Origin of the sequence: Asinibacterium sp. OR53 (assembly GCF_000515315.1) — a bacterium.
In the GTDB taxonomy this organism is placed as follows: domain Bacteria; phylum Bacteroidota; class Bacteroidia; order Chitinophagales; family Chitinophagaceae; genus Sediminibacterium.
This window is the reverse complement of the sequence record NZ_KI911562.1, coordinates 97,070-114,682: the sequence shown is the minus strand read 5'-3', so window position 1 is coordinate 114,682 and position 17,613 is coordinate 97,070. Positions and strand designations below refer to the sequence as shown.

At 48.6% G+C, this 17,613-nt stretch carries 16 protein-coding genes; 7 read left to right on the top strand and 9 right to left on the bottom strand.

Going from position 1 to position 17,613, the window contains the following annotated elements; all coding sequences use genetic code 11:
• Window positions 1-2,376 carry a 3-hydroxyacyl-CoA dehydrogenase/enoyl-CoA hydratase family protein gene (locus SEDOR53_RS0100520; RefSeq protein WP_026767951.1) on the bottom strand — a complete coding sequence of 792 codons (2,376 nt, stop codon included), beginning with the start codon at window positions 2,374-2,376 and terminating at the stop codon, window positions 1-3.
• A gap of 366 nt (window positions 2,377-2,742) precedes the next feature.
• Here SEDOR53_RS0100520 and gatC point away from each other — a divergent pair, with 366 nt between their 5' ends.
• The 3 genes from gatC to SEDOR53_RS0100505 are packed head-to-tail and all read left to right on the top strand — an operon-like array spanning window position 2,743 to window position 4,321.
• The gene (gatC, locus tag SEDOR53_RS0100515) at window positions 2,743-3,033 is read left to right on the top strand and encodes an Asp-tRNA(Asn)/Glu-tRNA(Gln) amidotransferase subunit GatC (RefSeq protein WP_026767950.1); all 291 of its coding nucleotides are present in this window, start codon (window positions 2,743-2,745) and stop codon (window positions 3,031-3,033) included.
• Window positions 3,034-3,037: 4 nt separating this feature from the next.
• Window positions 3,038-3,745 (top strand): ABC transporter ATP-binding protein, encoded by a 708-nt coding sequence (locus SEDOR53_RS0100510; protein WP_026767949.1) that lies wholly within the window; start codon window positions 3,038-3,040, stop codon window positions 3,743-3,745.
• Between the two features lie 12 nt (window positions 3,746-3,757).
• Window positions 3,758-4,321, top strand: a complete 564-nt coding sequence (locus SEDOR53_RS0100505; RefSeq protein ID WP_198018754.1) for a cob(I)yrinic acid a,c-diamide adenosyltransferase — start codon at window positions 3,758-3,760, stop codon at window positions 4,319-4,321.
• Window positions 4,322-4,438: 117 nt separating this feature from the next.
• Here the strand turns inward: SEDOR53_RS0100505 and SEDOR53_RS0100495 are convergent, their stop codons facing one another.
• Window positions 4,439-5,089: an ABC transporter ATP-binding protein gene (locus SEDOR53_RS0100495; RefSeq protein ID WP_026767947.1), complete on the bottom strand. Its 651-nt coding sequence runs from the start codon at window positions 5,087-5,089 to the stop codon at window positions 4,439-4,441.
• Between the two features lie 142 nt (window positions 5,090-5,231).
• Between SEDOR53_RS0100495 and SEDOR53_RS0100490 the strand changes: the two genes are divergently transcribed.
• Window positions 5,232-5,453, top strand: coding sequence for a DUF2795 domain-containing protein (locus tag SEDOR53_RS0100490; RefSeq protein ID WP_026767946.1), 222 nt, complete (start codon window positions 5,232-5,234; stop codon window positions 5,451-5,453).
• Between the two features lie 54 nt (window positions 5,454-5,507).
• On the opposite strand, the gene SEDOR53_RS0100485 is transcribed toward SEDOR53_RS0100490, so the two are convergent.
• The 5 genes from SEDOR53_RS0100485 to SEDOR53_RS0100465 all read right to left on the bottom strand — a co-directional run bounded on the left by SEDOR53_RS0100485 (window position 5,508) and on the right by SEDOR53_RS0100465 (window position 11,475).
• A complete protein-coding gene (locus tag SEDOR53_RS0100485; protein ID WP_026767945.1) occupies window positions 5,508-6,326 on the bottom strand; it encodes an enoyl-ACP reductase in 819 nt (272 codons plus the stop codon).
• 46 nt (window positions 6,327-6,372) lie between these two features.
• Window positions 6,373-8,046, bottom strand: a complete 1,674-nt coding sequence (recN, locus tag SEDOR53_RS0100480; RefSeq protein ID WP_232214692.1) for a DNA repair protein RecN — start codon at window positions 8,044-8,046, stop codon at window positions 6,373-6,375.
• A gap of 64 nt (window positions 8,047-8,110) precedes the next feature.
• Window positions 8,111-9,598, bottom strand: coding sequence for a lipopolysaccharide assembly protein LapB (locus SEDOR53_RS0100475; RefSeq protein ID WP_026767943.1), 1,488 nt, complete (start codon window positions 9,596-9,598; stop codon window positions 8,111-8,113).
• 3 nt (window positions 9,599-9,601) lie between these two features.
• Window positions 9,602-10,357 (bottom strand): zinc ribbon domain-containing protein, encoded by a 756-nt coding sequence (locus tag SEDOR53_RS0100470; RefSeq protein WP_026767942.1) that lies wholly within the window; start codon window positions 10,355-10,357, stop codon window positions 9,602-9,604.
• A 23-nt stretch (window positions 10,358-10,380) separates the two neighbouring features.
• On the bottom strand, window positions 10,381-11,475 hold the full coding sequence (locus SEDOR53_RS0100465) for a Nif3-like dinuclear metal center hexameric protein (protein ID WP_026767941.1): 1,095 nt from the start codon (window positions 11,473-11,475) through the stop codon (window positions 10,381-10,383).
• Between the two features lie 34 nt (window positions 11,476-11,509).
• Between SEDOR53_RS0100465 and SEDOR53_RS0100460 the strand changes: the two genes are divergently transcribed.
• Both SEDOR53_RS0100460 and SEDOR53_RS0100455 read left to right on the top strand, forming a co-directional pair.
• A complete protein-coding gene (locus SEDOR53_RS0100460) occupies window positions 11,510-12,361 on the top strand; it encodes an aminotransferase class IV (RefSeq protein WP_026767940.1) in 852 nt (283 codons plus the stop codon).
• Complete coding sequence (locus tag SEDOR53_RS0100455; protein ID WP_232214691.1) at window positions 12,354-13,673, top strand: deoxyribodipyrimidine photo-lyase; 1,320 nt, start codon at window positions 12,354-12,356, stop codon at window positions 13,671-13,673. Before SEDOR53_RS0100460 ends, SEDOR53_RS0100455 begins: the two co-directional genes overlap by 8 nt.
• A 2-nt stretch (window positions 13,674-13,675) precedes the next feature.
• On the opposite strand, the gene guaB is transcribed toward SEDOR53_RS0100455, so the two are convergent.
• Entirely contained in the window at window positions 13,676-15,175 is a 1,500-nt protein-coding gene (gene guaB / locus SEDOR53_RS0100450) for an IMP dehydrogenase (protein WP_026767938.1), read from the bottom strand.
• Window positions 15,176-15,215: 40 nt separating this feature from the next.
• On the opposite strand from guaB, the gene SEDOR53_RS0100445 reads away from it, so the two are divergent.
• Window positions 15,216-16,409, top strand: a complete 1,194-nt coding sequence (locus tag SEDOR53_RS0100445) for an MFS transporter (protein ID WP_026767937.1) — start codon at window positions 15,216-15,218, stop codon at window positions 16,407-16,409.
• A 6-nt stretch (window positions 16,410-16,415) separates the two neighbouring features.
• Here the strand turns inward: SEDOR53_RS0100445 and dprA are convergent, their stop codons facing one another.
• Window positions 16,416-17,528 carry a DNA-processing protein DprA gene (gene dprA / locus SEDOR53_RS0100440; protein WP_026767936.1) on the bottom strand — a complete coding sequence of 371 codons (1,113 nt, stop codon included), beginning with the start codon at window positions 17,526-17,528 and terminating at the stop codon, window positions 16,416-16,418.
• Window positions 17,529-17,613 lie beyond the last annotated feature (85 nt).

The following is a 17,613-nucleotide window of genomic DNA, read 5'->3' as shown; positions in this document are numbered from 1 at the left end:
TCAATTCCTGATGGGCTTGCCGGTTTTCAGTACACTCTGTATTCGCTCCAATGTTTTCTTTTCTCCGCAAAGGCTCAGGAATGCTTCGCGTTCCAGGTCTAGCAGGTATTGTTCGCTCACCAGTGATTGTTCACTGAGGTCTCCGCCACACATCACATAAGCGAGTTTTTTAGCTACCACCACATCGTGATCGGTAGCATAATTGCCGCGCCACATGCCATTGATGCCTGCATACAAAGCGCCTAATACCGAACGGCCCAATACCTTGATGTCTTTTCGTTGTACCGGTGTAATATAACCTTGTTCGTATGCTTCGATCACTGATTTTTTGGCTTCGTTGATACGGCGGCTGACATTCATCACTACCTCATCGTGTCCCTTTCGCAAAATACCCATCTCGAAAGCTTCGAATGCCGAAGTAGCTACTTTGGCAGTGGCTACATTGAAAAAGCGGTTCTTGAGCGTGATGGTTTCGGGCTCATCTTCATGCATCTCATCAGCGGCACGCAGTGCAAACTCTTTGGTGCCGCCACCGCCGGGGATCAGGCCTACGCCCAGTTCCACCAGTCCGATATAGGTTTCTGCTGCCGCACATACTTTATCGGCATGCAGGTTCATTTCACAACCGCCGCCCAGCGTCAGTCCATGCGGAGCGGTAACCACCGGCACAGCGGAGTATCGTACCCGCATCATGCTGTTCTGGAACAAGCGTATGGCCATATCCAGTTCATCGTATTCCTGTTCAATGGCCAGCATGAAGATCATGCCTACGTTGGCGCCAGCGCTGAAATTGGCGCTCTCATTGGCAATGACGAGACCTTTGAATTTTTCTTCTGCAATACCAATCGCTTTGTTGAGTCCTTCGAGCACTTCACCGCCGATGCTGTTCATCTTACTGCTCCATTCAAAACCGGCAACGCCATCGCCGATATCGTACAAGCGGCAGGCGCTGTTCTTCCATACCAGTTGATCGCGATGGTTATTCAATACGAGGAATGACTCACCGCCGGGTAAGGGTTGGTAAGTTTTACTGCTCACATCATAATACAAACGTTTGCCATTCTCCACTTTATAAAAACTGGCGGCGCCGCCTGCCAGCATCTCTTCTATCCATGGGGCCGGTTGATGACCAGCCGCTTTCATGGCCGCCACTGTTTTGGCTACTCCCAAAACATCCCAACTTTCAAATGCGCCGATCTCCCAACCGAAGCCGGCTTTCATTGCATCGTCGAGACGATAGAGTTCATCGCTGATCTCAGGGATGCGGAAAGAAATATAAGAGAAGAGGGAATAATGAAAGGCACGATAGAATTCACCGGCTTTATCCGGCGCCGCTACGAGCATAACCAGCCGTTGCTTGAGATCATCTATGGGCTTGGCTGCATCGAGACTTGCAAACCTGGGCTTGGTCCTGGGGCCGTATTCCATGGTTTGGAGGTTCAGCGTAAGGATCTCTTTGCTCCCGGCAGACTGCAGTTTTTTAAAGAAGCCTTGTCCGGTTTTATCGCCCAGCCAGTTATTGGTTACCATGGTATCGAGCCAGGCGGGAATATTGAAAACGGCGCGCGTCTCATCAGCCGGACAGTTCTCTGCAACACCCCTGGCCACTTTTACCAGGGTATCGATGCCTACCACGTCGGCCGTGCGGAAAGTAGCCGACTTGGGACGGCCGATGAGTGGCCCGGTAAGCGCATCGATCTCATCAATGCCGAGTTGCATCTGGTCCATGATATGAAAAATGCTCATGATGCCGAACACGCCAATGCGGTTGGCAATGAAGGCAGGGGTGTCTTTACACAATACGGTTGTTTTCCCCAGGAACAGATCGCCATAGTGAAGCAGGAAATCCACCACTTCCCGGCTGGTATGTGGCGTAGGTATGATCTCCAGCAGCCGCAGGTAGCGGGGTGGGTTGAAAAAATGGCTGCCGCAGAAATGTTTTTTAAAGTCCTCACTCCGGCCTTCGGCCATGAGATGGATAGGAATACCGGAAGTATTGGAAGTGATGAGGGTACCGGGTTTGCGGAACAGCTCTACTTTTTCATAGAGTTGCTGCTTGATGTCGAGCCTTTCCACCACCACTTCAATGATCCAATCGCAATGGGCAATTTCTTTCAGGTTATCTTCGAAATTACCCGTGGTAATACGCTTCACCACTTCTTTGGTGAAAACGGGAGAGGGGTTGCTTTTAATGGCGGCCTGCAAAGCATCGTTCACCAGTTTGTTGCGTTCGGCAGGTTTGGTACTTGTTTCAGCGCCTTTGGCCAGCATATCGAGCAGCAATACCTGAACGCCAATACCTGCAAAATGACAGGCAATGCGTGAACCCATCACACCACTGCCCAGGACGGCCACTTTTTTAATGGATCGGATCATAGCTAAACTTTGTATAAAATTAGTTAGTTATGCAACTATTTCAATCGAAGGTAGCAAAAAAATATCCAACACCGATTGCAGGGGACTGATGTTGGATATTAGCCATTCGGGGCGATACAGGGTACTGATGAGCTATCTTTCCGAGGTGGCGGCACCTTTGTATGCCATGTATAGGCACACGAGATAAACAACCAGCAATACGTAAACTAACATAATCAGGGGGGGGATTAGTTACTACTAATATACACTTAAAAGCACGATTTGTCGCCATGCTGGGCAAGCATTTATTAACCCAATGTTAATATCGCCTTGCCGTTTAACAAGAAACCGGGGAGAAATGGCTGGCTTTCAATTATTTTTGTTCACATGGACATCACCCCTGAAATGATCAATAACCTGGCCCATTTATCAAGGCTGGAATTCAGCGAAGCGGAAAAGCGATCTATTGGCGCCGATTTACAGAAGATAGTAGCGTTTGTGGAAAAGCTGCAGGAACCGGATACACGAGGTGTAATGCCATTGCTGCACATCAGCGATGCGGCCAATGTGTTACGTAATGATGAACTGGGCGGATCGGTAACACGCGGCGAAGCGCTGATGAATGCGCCTGTGAAAGACGAAGCATTCTTTAAAGTGCCGAAGGTCATCAAAAAATAATCGTATGAGCAACCCGATCATCCAGTTGGAATCGATTGAAAAAAGCTATTTCATGGGCAACCAGGCGATACAGGCATTGAAAGGCGTATCGCTGGAGATATCCAAAAATGAATACGTGGCCCTGATGGGTCCGTCGGGCAGCGGCAAGAGTACATTGATGAATATTTTAGGCTGCCTCGATTCTCCAACCGGCGGCAGGTATATTTTGAATGGGCTCGACGTGAGCAAGATGCCGGACGACAGCCTGGCCAGTGTGCGCAATACGGAAATAGGGTTTGTGTTCCAGCAGTTCAATCTCCTGCCCAGGCTCACGGCGGCTGAAAATGTGGCGCTGCCGTTGATCTATGCGGGGATAGGCCGTAAGGAAAGAACGGAAAGAGCCATGGAAGCGCTGCAGAAAGTGGGATTGGAAACGAGAAGCCATCACAAGTCGAATGAGTTGAGCGGCGGACAGATACAGCGTGTGGCCATTGCCCGTGCCCTCGTAAATAACCCTTCACTGTTACTGGCCGATGAGCCAACCGGAAACCTCGATACCAGGACCTCTGCTGAAGTAATGGAAATATTTTCCAAAATACAGGAAGCAGGAAACACGGTGGTGCTGGTAACACACGAAGAAGACATCGCAGCTTATGCGCACAGGATCGTACGTATGCGAGACGGCGTCATTGAAAGTGATAAGTTGAAGGAAGCAATGATGATCCATCATTAATGTACGTCATCTATGGCTATCAAAATATATACGAAGACGGGTGATCTTGGCAAGACCTCGCTTATTGGTGGAACCAAGGTTCCCAAAAGTCATATACGCATAGAAGCTTATGGTACGGTAGATGAATTGAATTCTTATATTGGGGTGGTGAACGACCTGGTTGCAGATGCGCATTCCAAAACAGTGTTGAAAGAAGTGCAGGACCGATTGTTTACCATCGGCGCCTCGCTGGCCTGTGATCCCGATAAGGAGCCGTTGATGAAAGTACCTGATCTGAAAGAGGCCGACATCAGTTTCCTTGAACGGGAGATCGACAGGATGAACGATGTATTACCGGTTATGAAATCTTTTATACTGCCGGGCGGCCATCCGGCCATTTCTCATACACATGTGGCACGTTGTATTTGTCGCCGCGCAGAGCGTTGTTGTGTGCACATGCAGGAGCAGGCAATGTTCATAGAAGCTCTGGTGATCAAATACCTGAACCGGTTGAGTGATTATCTTTTCATGCTTGCCCGCTACCTGGGGCATTTGCTAGGAGTGGCTGAAATACCCTGGAAACCGAGAACCATTTAACCGTCATCCCGATTACTCTCGATCGTCATCCCGAGCGTAGCCGAGGGATCTGCACGAATGTTCAGCAGGTCCTTCGACTCGCTTCGCTCGCTCAGGATGACGACCTCAGGATGACGTTCATAACATTCTCCCATCCTTCATATGCAATACCCGATCGCTCATCGCAGCGAGTTCTTCATTATGGGTAACGATCAGGAATGTTTGCTGGAATTCCTTTTGCAGTTGAACGAATAGCTCGTGTAGTGCTGCGGCATTGGTACTATCGAGATTACCGGTGGGCTCATCGGCAAATACGATATCGGGTTGATTGATGAGCGCCCTGGCTACGGCAACGCGTTGCTGTTCGCCGCCCGATAATTGCTGGGGTTTATTGTGGAGCCGGTCCTCAAGACCCAACCGGGTTAAAAGGGCCGTAGCCCTTTCAGCTACTTCTTTTTTACGGGTTCCGGCTACCCAGCCCGGGATAGAAACATTTTCAAGGGCGGTGAATTCGGGCAATAGGTGATGGAACTGGAACACGAACCCGATGTGCTGGTTGCGAAAAGCGGCCAGTTTTTTGCCTTTGAGGAGGCCGATCTGCTGGTTGTTCAGCGTGATGGTGCCGCTATCGGCATTATCAAGCGTACCCAGGATATGGAGCAAAGTGCTTTTTCCGGCCCCTGAAGAGCCTACAATGCTTACGATCTCACCTTTGGAAACGGTGAGATCTACGCCTTTCAATACTTGCAGGCTGTCGTATCGTTTAGTGATCTGTTCTGCTTTCAGCATCTGGATGGTATGTATTAGCCCTGCAAACGTACAACAGGGGGAGTATATTGGTTAATTTTTAAACATTTCTTTGCACAGGTCAAAAACTGGGGTTTGGTGATATCATTTATACGGCTACATTTGCAAAAAATTAGAGGTAAATATGTTCTGGACATTAGAATTAGCAAGTTACCTGGAAGAAGCTCCCTGGCCCGCCACCAAGGATGAGTTGATCGATTATTCCATCCGGAGCGGGGCGCCTATTGAAGTGGTAGAGAATCTTCAGGAACTCGAAGACGAGGGAGAAGTGTACGAGAGCATTGAAGATATCTGGCCCGATTATCCCAGCCAGGAAGATTTTATGTTCAACGAAGACGAGTACTAAGATCCCTTAAAATAGTTAGTGAGCCATTCATTTATGTGAATGGCTTTTTTGTTGTTATCCTGTGATACCTAATTTCTGCATCACTTCCATACTTACGCCCGTGTTTGAGTACCCGCCATCGTGGAACAGGTTCTGCATGGTTACCATGCGCGTGAGATCAGAGAAAAGGGTGATGCAATAATTGGCGCAATCTTCGGCGGTGGCATTGCCCAACGGAGCAATGGCATTCGCATAATCGTAAAAATCACCAAAGCCTTTGATACCGGTACCAGCGGTAGTTTTGGTGGGTGATTGAGAAACCGTATTGATGCGTACTTTTTTTGACAGGCCATACTGATAACCAAAGCTGCGTGCAATGGATTCCAGCATGGCTTTGATATCGGCCATATCGGTATAAAAAGGGAATACACGCTGTGCGGCCATATAAGTAAGCGCTACCACGCTGCCCCATTCGTTGATGGCATCGAGCTTCCAGGCAACGGACAGCATCTTGTGTAAAGACATGGCCGATACATCGATCCCTTTCTGGAAATACTCGTAATTGGATTCAACATAAGGAACATTCTTGCGCACGTTGACACTCATACCAATGGAGTGCAATACAAAATCTATTTTGCCGCCCAATATTTCCTGCGATTTGGTAAACAGGTTGGTAAGATCTTCAACGCTGGTTGCATCGGCCGGGATGATCTCGGAACCGGTTTTCTCCGCCAGCTTCTTGATCTCGCCCATGCGCATGGCGATGGGTGCATTGGTCAATACAAAACTGGCGCCTTCTTCGTGTGCTTTCTCTGCTACTTTCCAGGCAATGGAATTTTCATCCAATGCACCGGTAATGATTCCTCGTTTTCCTTTTAATAGGTTGTATGCCATAGCTGTTATTATAGGTTGGGTGTAAAAATAGGAAATATATGTTTTATTAATCGGCAATCAATTCCTTTGCGTTCTCCAATGCAGCCGCCGTAGGCTTTTCGCCGCTGAGCATCTGGGCAATGGTGGTAATGCGTTCATCCTGGCTGAGCAGCCTGATATTGGTCTTGACCTGGTTGTTGACCACTTCTTTGTACACAAAGAAATGCGCATGGGCCTTGCCTGCGATCTGTGGCTGGTGCGTGATACAGATGATCTGCCGGCTCGCTGCCAATTCCTTCATGATAAGTCCTACCTGTTTGGCAGCTTCACCTGAAATGCCCGTATCTATTTCATCGAAGATCAGGGTAGGCAGGTTGATCGATTGGGCAACCAATGATTTGATGCAGAGCATGAGCCTGCTCAATTCGCCGCCACTGGCCACTTTGCGAACAGGCTCGAAACGGTTGCTTTTATTGGCATCGAATAAAAATTCAACCTGGTCTTTACCGGAAGATTGTAATGCCGTATCACTGATCTGTACTTTGAGACGCGCGTTGGGCATGCCTACCTGTTTCAGCAAATGGTTTACTTTTTCCTCGAGAGGTTTTACCTGCTGGTGTCTTGCTTTGGAAATGGCGGCAGCCAACTGGCTGGCCGACTCATATAAACGGGATTGTGCTGTTTCTTTGGCGGCGATGGCATCATCGATGTCCAGCACAGCCTGTAATTTATTTTCGAGCGATGTTTGCAATTCGAGCAATTCGGCTGTGGTTTGCACCCCGTGTTTTTTCAATAATTTATATCCTTCGGCTAAGCGGTTGTTGATCCACTCAATTCTTTTTTCATCGAAATGAACGCCATTATTCAGGTGAACGGTTTCTGCCGCAATATCCTGTAACTCTACCTGGCTGCTCTGCAAACGCGCAATGAGCACCGCAATATCAGCGTGATACGATGTGTAGGACTGCAGTTGCTGGATGAGTTGTTTTAAAACAGTGGTCACCGGCTGCTCGCTTTCTTTCAATTCATAACAAACCTTGTCCAGCACCATTTTAATGCCTTCTGAATGGCTTAATAATTTCAACTCCTGGTCCAGCTCTTCCAATTCATTTTCGCGTAGACCAACTTCATTCAGTTCATCGAAAAGAAACTGGTGGTAATCGGCTTCTTTGGTGAAGGCCTTTTTTTGATCCTGCAATGCGGTGAGTTCTTTACTCACTGCATGCCATTGCCGGAAGAGCGATTGGTAATGGTCGAGCGAGTGGTTATTGCCGGCAAGCGCATCCAGTACTTCGCGTTGAAAATCGGTGTCGCCCAGCTCGAGTGTATCGAATTGCTGGTGGAGGTCAACCAGCAGGGAAGCCAATGTTTTCAACTGTTGCAGGGTAGCCGGTGTGTCGTTGATGAAAGCGCGGGACTTGCCATTGGCAGCGATTTCCCGGCGCAGGATCAGTTCTTCCGTTGCATCGAGTTCCTGCTCCTGTAAAAAAGTCAGTACCTGTTTGCGGTCTTCCACTGCAAAATATCCTTCAATGAAACATTTTTTTTCTTTGTTCACCAGCACATTGCTATCTGCCCGTTCGCCCAGTATCAGGCTGAGCGCTCCCATCAATATACTTTTCCCTGCACCGGTTTCACCGGTGATCATATTCAACTGCGACGAGAAATCAATTTCAATCTCGTCGATGATCGCGTAATTCTGTATGATGAGTTTCTTTAACACAGCAATGATGAAAAACAAAAATCAAAATTAAAAAGCAAAAAGTCAAAAGTCAAAAGTAAAAGTACGGTATCAGCAATTTCTCTTACTCTCCTTTACACCGGGCGATGCCTGATTTCGCTCTTTGGTCGAGCGAATTTTTGTATTCATGGTCACCCATATCGAGGCATTGCTGGTAATAGGAGATGGCAGTGGCTTTATTGCCTTTGGATTCATAGAGCTGACCGGCCTGCAGCGCAGCCCTGGCCGCAAAATATTCGGTCCTGTTTGCACCGATGTGTATGGCTTGCTGGTAAAATGTAATGGCTTCTGCATCCCTGCCCAGGTCGTCATAAATGCGGCCCATGCGGTAAACGAATTCCAGTTTCTCTTCTTCGCGCGTAAAGTCGCGTTCTGTTTTTCCATGCAACAGTGCCAACGCATCGTGATGGTAACCGCCATCATTCAGCAAGCGGGTCTTCAATAATAATACATTGGGCCATCTGCCCGATTGGGCATCTTTCAACGCCTGCTTATCGGCATCGGAATCGGTAGCGCCGCGTGACAGTACATTTTTCCGCGCAGCTTCTGCCGCCTGCATATTGCCTTGCAGGTAATAACACCAGCTCAGTTTCTGGTAAGCGTCTTTCAGATAGAATTTTCCTTTGAAGCCGGATACAAACCTTTCCATACAGGAAGTGGCTTCGGGTAATTCAAGGTGATAAAGCCGGGCAAAGCCCATTTCAAAATCCCATACAGGGGTATGCAGGTATTCGTCGGACTTATTCCTGTTGAGAATGATGTTCCTGGTCAAATCGGCCTGCTTATTATTCAGGGCCAGGTTGGCAGCCATATAAGCGTGCAGGTGGTTGTTCACCAGGTCGAGCTTACGTTGGTTGATAAATTGTAAAGCTTCTTCTTTTTTGTTTTCGAGATAGAAGAGGAGGTAGGGATATATGAAGTTGGCATCGGCTGACATCAATCTTCCCCAGGGATCGTTGCTGTAAACGAAGCCGTGCACGATGCGCATGCCTTCTGTAAGCGAGCCTTTCATGCCAAACAGGGAAGCCAGCCACTTATATCCCTTTGGAATAGTGCCCACCACGGCTTGCAATGCGCCATACATGAGGTCGTTGGGCATGAAAGTGGGAAACGCTTTCCTGTTTTCTTTAATGGCCTGATAGGCTCTTCTGAATTCCCAGCCTGCATCCCAGAAATGACCGAACTTGATGGATACGGCTGCTTTATGGGTACGTACGGTGCTGAGGCAGAAATAATAAAAGGGGGAGCTTTGCGGACCTTTCTCCAATTGGCTGATGCGTTGCGCAAACCGCGGATAGCGGGTGGCATATTCAGCGGGGTCTTCGTTGAAAAAGAGAAGATAGAAATCGGCATAGCTTTCCAACATAACCGGTATGAGGTTATGTGGATTCTGTTGCCTGGCTTTTTCTATCAGTGCCAGTCCGCTGTTGATCTTTAACCTGGTGATTTCCTGGTAAGCCTGTTGACAGGTGGTATTGAATTCATACACTTGCTGTGTTTGCCCTTGCAGGCAGCCGCAGCACAGTAACAGGAGAAACAGGTAGTGTTTCATTTCCTATTTTACTTCAACGCTGTCGTTCAGGTCGGCATCAACGAGAATGCGGCCGCAGTTCTCGCACACGATGATCTTTTTATGTAAACGAATCTCGCTCTGGCGTTGAGGAGGGATGGCATTGAAGCAACCACCGCAGGCATCTCTTTCTACCGGTACAACGGCCAGGCCATTGCGGTAGCTTTTGCGGATGCGGTCATAGCTGTACAGTAACCTTTCATCGATATGGCTGCGTGCCTGGTCGCTGTCTTTGGCAAAATGAGATTCTTCTTTTTCGGTATCTGCGATGATCTTCTGCAGTTCCCCTTTTTTATGATTGAGAACGCCTTCTTTAACGCCCAGTTGTTTTTTGGCAGATTCCAGCGCCTTTACTTTATCGGCTAGTTCTTCATTGGCGTCGCGGATATGTTTCTCGGCCAATTTGATCTCGAGCTGTTGCATTTCGATCTCTTTGTTGATGGCTTCGAATTCGCGGTTATTCTTTACGTTCTCGCTTTGCTTTTCGTATTTGCTGATGAGGGCTTCGCTTTCTTTGATAGCAGTTTTTTTGCTTTCAATGAACTCGGTGATACCGTTGAGTTCTTCTTCAACACGGGTCTGGCGGCTCTGTAAACCATGCACTTCATCTTCGAGGTCGCTCACTTCCATGGGCAGTTCGCCTTTCAGGATCTGGATCTCATCCAGTTTGCTGTCAATCTTTTGTAACCTTAAGAGGGCTACCAATTTTTCTTCAACAGAGAAATCTTTAACTGAAGCCATATAGTGTTTTGTCGTTTGTAGCTTTAAAAATACCGAACAGGGTTGGTATTGATTGCTGATTTGAGGACGGCAAAGGTAGGGAATTTAGCCTGTAAAAGTTCAACCAGGAGCTCGCTGGTATATTGTTCACTTTCCCAGTGGCCGATATCGGCAATGACCAGCCGGCCGTTGGCATCGAAAAACTCGTGGTATTTAACGTCGGCCGTAACATACACATCGGCTCCTGCCGCCAGGGCCCGGCCGGTTAAAAAGCTGCCGGCGCCCCCGCAAAGGGCCACTTTTTGCACCCTTTTCCCCAGCAAGGGTGTATGACGGACAACGCTTAATTCAAAAGCATTTTTTAGTATATGTAGAAAGCCTTCTTCGGTTACCGGTTCGGGCAGTTCTCCTATAAGGCCGCTCCCCACTTCGGGGTGCTCATTAGCCAGGGGGATGATGTCATAGGCCACTTCTTCATAAGGGTGGGCCTTCAGCAGGGCTGCCACCAGCCTTGACTGGAGATGGGCCGGGAAAATTACTTCCAGTTTGACCTCTTTTTCCCTGTGCAGCTCACCCGGTTTACCTGCAAAAGGGTTGGTACCGGCTCCGCCTTTGAAAGTACCGGTGCCTTCCACATTAAAACTGCAATCGCTGTACCGGCCAATATGCCCGGCGCCTGCTTCGAACAGGGTGGTGCGTACTTCATCGGCCTGCGCCAGGGGCACAAAACTGCAGAGTTTCATCAGTTGTCCGCTTTTAGGGGCGAGGATTTGCCTGGAAACCAGTCCAAGTCGATCGGCCATCCGGTCATTCACCCCGTGCAATACATTATCGAGGTTGGTATGGATGGCATAGATGGCGATATCGTGCTTGATGGCGCTGATGATGGTTTTCTCCACATAATTTCTTCCGGTTATTTTTTTCAGTCCGCCGAAAATAATAGGGTGGTGGGCTATGACCAGGTTGCATCCTCTTTCTTTGGCTTCCATGATCACCTGCTCAGTGGCATCGAGGGTACAGAGTATGCCGGTGCAGTTCCAGTTGCTGTTACCGGTGAGTAATCCCGCATTATCATATCCCTCCTGGTAAGAAAGGGGAGCGGTCTGCTCCAACACCTGTATCGCTTCCATTATTTTCATGGTTGCTAATTTACCTTCATTCTATCTTTATTGCATGGGAACCGGAGATTTTCTTTTTTACAATGGCAAACTGATGCGCGACAACGGGCCGTTGATCGACGCCTCCAACCGTTCATTCCGGTATGGAGATGGCTGTTTTGAAACGATGAAAATGGTGAACGGAAAATTATGTCTCGCATCCTATCATTTTGAACGGCTGTTCAGCGCGCTGGACCTGTTACGGTTTGAATGTCCTGCACATTTTACACCGGCCTACCTGGAGCAGCGCATTTTGACGGTAGCGGAAAAAAACAAACACACTGCATGTGGCCGTGTGCGGCTTACGATTGCCAGGGGGAATGGGGGTTTGTACGATGCGGCAAATCATTTTCCCAACCATCTTATACAGACATGGGCATTGGAAAAACTGGCAACGGGTTTGAATGAGAACGGCGTGGAAATGGATATTTTTCCAGATGCCAGGAAAGTGTGCGACCGTTATTCGATGCTCAAGAGCAACAATTACCTGCCCAATGTGATGGCAGCTTTATGGGCGAAGGAACACCGCTTGAACGATGCTGTTTTACTCAATCCGTATGACCGTATTGCGGATGCGACCATCGCCAATATATTCATAGTGAAGGATGGGGTTATTGCAACGCCTTCCCTTGCAGAAGGGGCGGTCAACGGCGTGATGCGCAGGCACCTGCTGCATTGTTTACACCAGGCGGATATGCCTGTTGAAGAAAAACAGATCACGGTGCAGGAACTTTTGGAAGCATCGGAAGTTTTTCTCACGAATGCCATCGCGGGTATTAAATGGGTGAAGCGTGTGGGCGCAAGCGAATACGGTTGCCAGCTGGCGCCAGCATTATATGATCAATTCATTACCAACATTCATGAATGAGATGAAGAAACCGCTTGTCAATATCCTGTGGTTGAGAAGAGACCTGCGGCTGCGCGATCATGCAGCGTTGTACCATGCCTTGAAAAGCGACCGGCCCGTGCTACCCATTTTTATCTTCGACCGGCATATCCTGGACAAGCTGGAGAACAGGCAGGACCGGCGGCTGTCTTTTATATACCAGGCTTTGGAAGCCATGCAGCAAGAGCTGGTGACGATGGGCAGCAGCCTCGCCGTATACCATGGGTATCCTGTAGACGTATTCGATAAGCTGTTGCAGCAATTTGATATAGGCGCTGTATTCACCAACCACGATTATGAACCGTATGCCATAGAAAGGGATGCGTTGGTAGGGCGGCAGTTATCGGGTGCCGGTGTTTTGATGTATACGTATAAAGACCAGGTGATTTTTGAAAAGAATGAAGTGCTGAAAGACGATGGAAAGCCTTACACGGTGTTTACACCTTACAGCCGCAAATGGAAAACACTGCTGAATGATTTTTACCTGCGCTCTTATCCCGATTCGGTTTTGTATGACCGGTTTTACCGGCAGGAGGCCATGGCGTTGCCCCGCCTGGCACAGATAGGCTTTGAATGGAGTGGAAATGATTTTCCGTTGAAAGCGTGGGACCTGGCGAGGATGCAACAATATGGGGCTACCCGCGATTTTCCGGCGATGGACAAGGGCACTTCGCGTTTGGGCGTGCATTTGCGTTTTGGCACCATCAGCATACGGGAACTGGCCAGGGCGGCGAAAGCTACGAGTGAAGTGTACCTCAATGAGCTGATCTGGCGTGATTTTTATCATGCCATCCTCTGGCATTTTCCACAGGTGGGTAAAGGCGCCGCTTTCAAACCGGAATACGATCGCATTGTTTGGCGGAATAACGAAGGAGAATTTACGCGATGGTGCCAGGGATTAACGGGCTACCCGCTGGTAGACGCCGGTATGCGTGAGCTCAATGCTACGGGCTATATGCACAACCGGCTGCGCATGGTCACGGCTTCATTTCTGTGCAAGCATTTGCTCACCGACTGGCGATGGGGTGAAGCGTATTTCGCAACACAGTTGCTCGATTTTGACCTGGCTGCGAACAATGGCGGCTGGCAGTGGGCGAGCAGCAGCGGCTGTGATGCCGCGCCTTATTTCAGGATATTCAATCCGGCCCTGCAAGCGGAGAAGTTCGACAAAGCGCAGCAGTATATTGAAAAATGGGTGCCGGAAAGGAACGGGTTCCATTATCCGCCACCCATTGTGCCGCATGAACTGGCGAGGCAACGTGCGTTGGCTGCTTATGCGCTCGCGTTGAAATGAATTTATTTTCTGCTGTAGTTCGGCGCCTCTTTGGTAATATCTATGTCGTGTGCATGGCTTTCTTTCATGCCTGCATTGGATATTTTTACAAAAGTGGCTTTTTGCAATTCCTGTATGTTCTTGGCGCCGCAATAACCCATGCCGGCGCGGAGTCCGCCTACATACTGGTAAACGATCTCGCTGAGATTGCCTTTATAAGCTACCCGTCCTTCTATGCCTTCGGGAACGAATTTTTTTACATCGTCTTCCACATCCTGGAAATACCTGTCGCCACTGCCCTGGCTCATCGCGCCGAGGCTGCCCATGCCGCGGTACTCTTTGAATTTACGGCCTTCGTAGATGATGGTTTCACCGGGACTCTCTTCCACTCCTGCAAACACGCTGCCCATCATCACCACATTGGCGCCGGCCGCGAGTGCTTTTACCATATCGCCGGTATAACGGATACCACCATCGGCTATCAGCGGAATGCCTTTGGCTTTCAGTGCGTGACTGGCTTCCATAATGGCTGTGAGCTGTGGTACACCTGCACCTGCAACAATGCGGGTAGTACAGATAGAACCGGGGCCGATGCCCACTTTTACGCAGTCGGCACCTGCATCGGCGAGTGCTTTGGCACCCGCAGCAGTGCCTACATTACCGGCGATAATTTGAAGGTGCTTGAAATTTTTTCTCAACGATTTCAGCGCATTGATCACTCCTTTACTATGACCGTGGGCGCTATCGAGTGTAACTACATCAACACCCACCTGTTGCAATGCTGCGGCGCGATCCATGAGATCGCGGGTAATACCCAGTGCAGCGCCTACCAGCAATCTGCCCAATGAATCTTTAACGGCATTGGGGTTGTTGCGTACCTGGAGAATGTCGCGGTAGGTGATGAGTCCGATCAGTTTACCCTGCCTGTTTACGACGGGCAGTTTTTCTATCTTATACTGGCGCAGGATCTTCTCGGCTTTTTTCAGATCGGTGCCTTCAGGTGCAGTGATGAGGTTGTCTTTGGTCATCACTTCTTTCACCTGCCTGCTTTTATCTGTTTCAAAACGCAGATCGCGGTTGGTAAGGATACCTACCAGCTTGTCTTTGGCATCCACAATGGGGATACCACCGATCCTGTATTCTTTCATCAGCTTCAGTGCATCGCCGATGGTAGCTTCTACCAGGAGGGTGAGCGGGTCGATGATCATGCCGCTTTCACTGCGCTTTACCTTGCGAACCTCATCTGCCTGCCGTTCTATGCTCATGTTCTTGTGGAGGATACCCAGGCCGCCTTCGCGCGCCAGCGCAATAGCCAGGCTGGCTTCGGTAACGGTATCCATTGCTGCCGAGAGCATGGGAACGTTGAGGGTAATGTTTTTGGTAAGCTGTGAGCGGATGTCCACTTCACGGGGAAGTACTTCACTGTAAGCGGGCATTAATAATACATCATCGAAGGTGAGCCCTTCGCCGAATAACCTGTATGCTGCCGTCTTGTTAGTAGGGGAAATATTTCTTGTTGCCATGTGCAAAGATAGGCCAAATTTTTAAACTTAGCTTTGCACCATGGAAAAAACCCTTGCAGCGCCCGATCAGCCCTATTTCAATTTGCAGTTTGCGTTGCTGTGTACCAGTAACTTTTTATTCGCGGCCAGCTTTACCATGATGATTCCTGAATTGCCGGGATACCTCACCAAACTGGGAGGAGCCGAATACAAAGGACTCATCATCGCGCTCTTTACATTGATGGCGGGTATATCCAGGCCTTTCAGCGGTAAATTAACCGATACGGTAGGGCGTGTACCGGTCATGATCTTTGGGTCACTGGTATGTGTAATATGCAGTTTGTTGTACCCCGTGCTGACTTCCGTTTCCGGGTTTTTATTGCTGCGTTTTTTTCATGGCTTTTCTACAGGATTCAAGCCTACCGCCACTTCGGCTTATGGGGCAGATGTAGTGCATGAGTCGAGAAGGGGTGAAGCGCTGGGTGCGTTATCCATTGGTTATACGGTGGGTATGTCGCTCGGACCATTGCTGGGAAGTTACCTGGTGAATGCATTTTCTTATAACATTATGTTCTATGCATCGGCCGGACTGGCACTGGGTTCTGTGATCATCCTGTATAATATCCGTGAAACGCTTCCCGAACCGCAAAAATTTTCATTACAGGTAATACGTGTACAAAAACATGAAGTGTTCGAAAGAACGGCGTTGAAGCCGGCTATCATCATGTTCCTGCTGGCTTTTTCTACCGGCAGCACTTTAACGCTGGCGCCGGATATGAGTGAATGGCTGGGCGTGCAGAACAAAGGATTGTTCTTTGCATGGTATACGGTTTCTTCTTTACTTATCAGGTTGTTTGCCAGTAAGTCTTCCGATAAATATGGAAGAGTACCTGTGCTGATTGTTTCCTCCCTTGTGTTGGCTGCTGCGATGGCCATACTGGCATTGGCGCATTCGCCATTCATGTTGTTATTGAGCGCTACCATATTTGGTTTGAGCTGGGGTATGAACGGCCCTACCATTGCAGCCTGGACGGTAGACCGCTGCGCATCGGAGAACCGGGGGAAGGCGGTTGCCTCCATGTACATAGCGCTTGAAGCAGGTATTGGTGTAGGCGCTTATTTGTCGGCCTTGATTTACCAAAACCTGTCCTCTCATTTTGTGTATGCTTTCATGATGCCATCTGTATTGGCGTTGGTATCGTTTGGATTGTTGATGGTATGGAGAAAGAAACAAGCGTTGTTGGTTGTAAGATGATAGTTGTTAGTTGGTAGATGTCAGTTGATAGAGTTTGCCTGGTAAGGAGATGATCAGTCGATATAGTTCAAGCGTCAACAAAATAGCGATGACGGTATTGTAAGTGAGCGCTGTTTGTTTGCATATTTCATCCAGTGATACAGGCGCTTTCTTGTCCTGCAAAACCGACAACACTTTTTGTTCTTCGTTAGAGAGAGAAGGGAACAATTCATTTTGCATTTTTATTGTTGGCTTTTTAATTTCTTCCCATCCCATAGAGGCTGCGAGTTGAGCGGCATCTGTTAATAATATGGCTTTGTTTTGCTGGATGAGCTGCAGGCAGCCGGTGCTTTTCGCATCGGATATCTTGCCAGGAAGCGCAAACACATCGCGATGATAATTACAGGCGAGATTTGCGGTAATCATACTGCCTCCTTTGATGGCTGTTTCTATAACAATGGTCGCATGGGAGATGCCTGCTACTATACGGTTCCGTCGGGGGAAATTGTGTTTGTCGGGTGCTGTATCTTTTCCAAACTCTGTTAAGAGACCTCCTTTTTCGATTAGCTCTCTGGCCAACGCATGATGCTGTGATGGATAGATTGTATTGAAGCCATGTGCCAGAACGCCTACCGTTTCTAGTTGCTGTTTGAGTGCAGCCTTGTGTGCAATGGCATCAATGCCGAAGGCCAGCCCGCTTATGACCAAAGGCTGCCAGGGTTTTAATTCTTCAATGAGTTTTTCTGTTACCTGTTTACCATAAGCAGTATTGCTCCTTGTTCCAACAATGCTCACGATCCGTTGTTGATTAAGCGGCGCTGTGCCGCGATAGTATAACAAAACAGGTGAATCGTAGCAATGAAGCAACAGTTGCGGATAATCCGGATTCAACAAGAACAAAGGATGGATTCCATGTTTTTGACAGAATTTGATTTCTTTTTCCGCTGCTTCGAATTGCTGGTATCTTTTGATCTGCGCAGCTCTTATTTCACCGATGCCTGGTACAAGGCTCAGTTCTTTTTTACGTGCTTTGAATATCTGCGATGCATATCCCAGGTGTTCAATCAGCAGCCTGGCTTGAACAGGCCCCAGTTCGGGTACTTGCGTAAGTGCTACCTGGTATAATAGTTCCTGGCTCATGCCAGCGAAGATCTGTTATGGCATAGTTGTTCAGATCAGGTATTAATACCTGAATATTTGTATGACAACTTCATTCTTCAAGCGT

What these genes read in the sequence shown, in the direction of transcription:
- SEDOR53_RS0100520 (WP_026767951.1), bottom strand. Translation starts at nt 2,376, where the DNA reads ATGATCCGATCCATTAAAAAAGTGGCCGTCCTGGGCAGTGGTGTGATG.
- gatC (WP_026767950.1), top strand. Translation starts at nt 2,743, where the DNA reads ATGGACATCACCCCTGAAATGATCAATAACCTGGCCCATTTATCAAGG.
- SEDOR53_RS0100510 (WP_026767949.1), top strand. Translation starts at nt 3,038, where the DNA reads ATGAGCAACCCGATCATCCAGTTGGAATCGATTGAAAAAAGCTATTTC.
- SEDOR53_RS0100505 (WP_198018754.1), top strand. Translation starts at nt 3,758, where the DNA reads ATGGCTATCAAAATATATACGAAGACGGGTGATCTTGGCAAGACCTCG.
- SEDOR53_RS0100495 (WP_026767947.1), bottom strand. Translation starts at nt 5,089, where the DNA reads ATGCTGAAAGCAGAACAGATCACTAAACGATACGACAGCCTGCAAGTA.
- SEDOR53_RS0100490 (WP_026767946.1), top strand. Translation starts at nt 5,232, where the DNA reads ATGTTCTGGACATTAGAATTAGCAAGTTACCTGGAAGAAGCTCCCTGG.
- SEDOR53_RS0100485 (WP_026767945.1), bottom strand. Translation starts at nt 6,326, where the DNA reads ATGGCATACAACCTATTAAAAGGAAAACGAGGAATCATTACCGGTGCA.
- SEDOR53_RS0100475 (WP_026767943.1), bottom strand. Translation starts at nt 9,598, where the DNA reads ATGAAACACTACCTGTTTCTCCTGTTACTGTGCTGCGGCTGCCTGCAA.
- SEDOR53_RS0100470 (WP_026767942.1), bottom strand. Translation starts at nt 10,357, where the DNA reads ATGGCTTCAGTTAAAGATTTCTCTGTTGAAGAAAAATTGGTAGCCCTC.
- SEDOR53_RS0100465 (WP_026767941.1), bottom strand. Translation starts at nt 11,475, where the DNA reads ATGAAAATAATGGAAGCGATACAGGTGTTGGAGCAGACCGCTCCCCTT.
- SEDOR53_RS0100460 (WP_026767940.1), top strand. Translation starts at nt 11,510, where the DNA reads ATGGGAACCGGAGATTTTCTTTTTTACAATGGCAAACTGATGCGCGAC.
- SEDOR53_RS0100455 (WP_232214691.1), top strand. Translation starts at nt 12,354, where the DNA reads ATGAATGAGATGAAGAAACCGCTTGTCAATATCCTGTGGTTGAGAAGA.
- guaB (WP_026767938.1), bottom strand. Translation starts at nt 15,175, where the DNA reads ATGGCAACAAGAAATATTTCCCCTACTAACAAGACGGCAGCATACAGG.
- SEDOR53_RS0100445 (WP_026767937.1), top strand. Translation starts at nt 15,216, where the DNA reads ATGGAAAAAACCCTTGCAGCGCCCGATCAGCCCTATTTCAATTTGCAG.
- dprA (WP_026767936.1), bottom strand. Translation starts at nt 17,528, where the DNA reads ATGAGCCAGGAACTATTATACCAGGTAGCACTTACGCAAGTACCCGAA.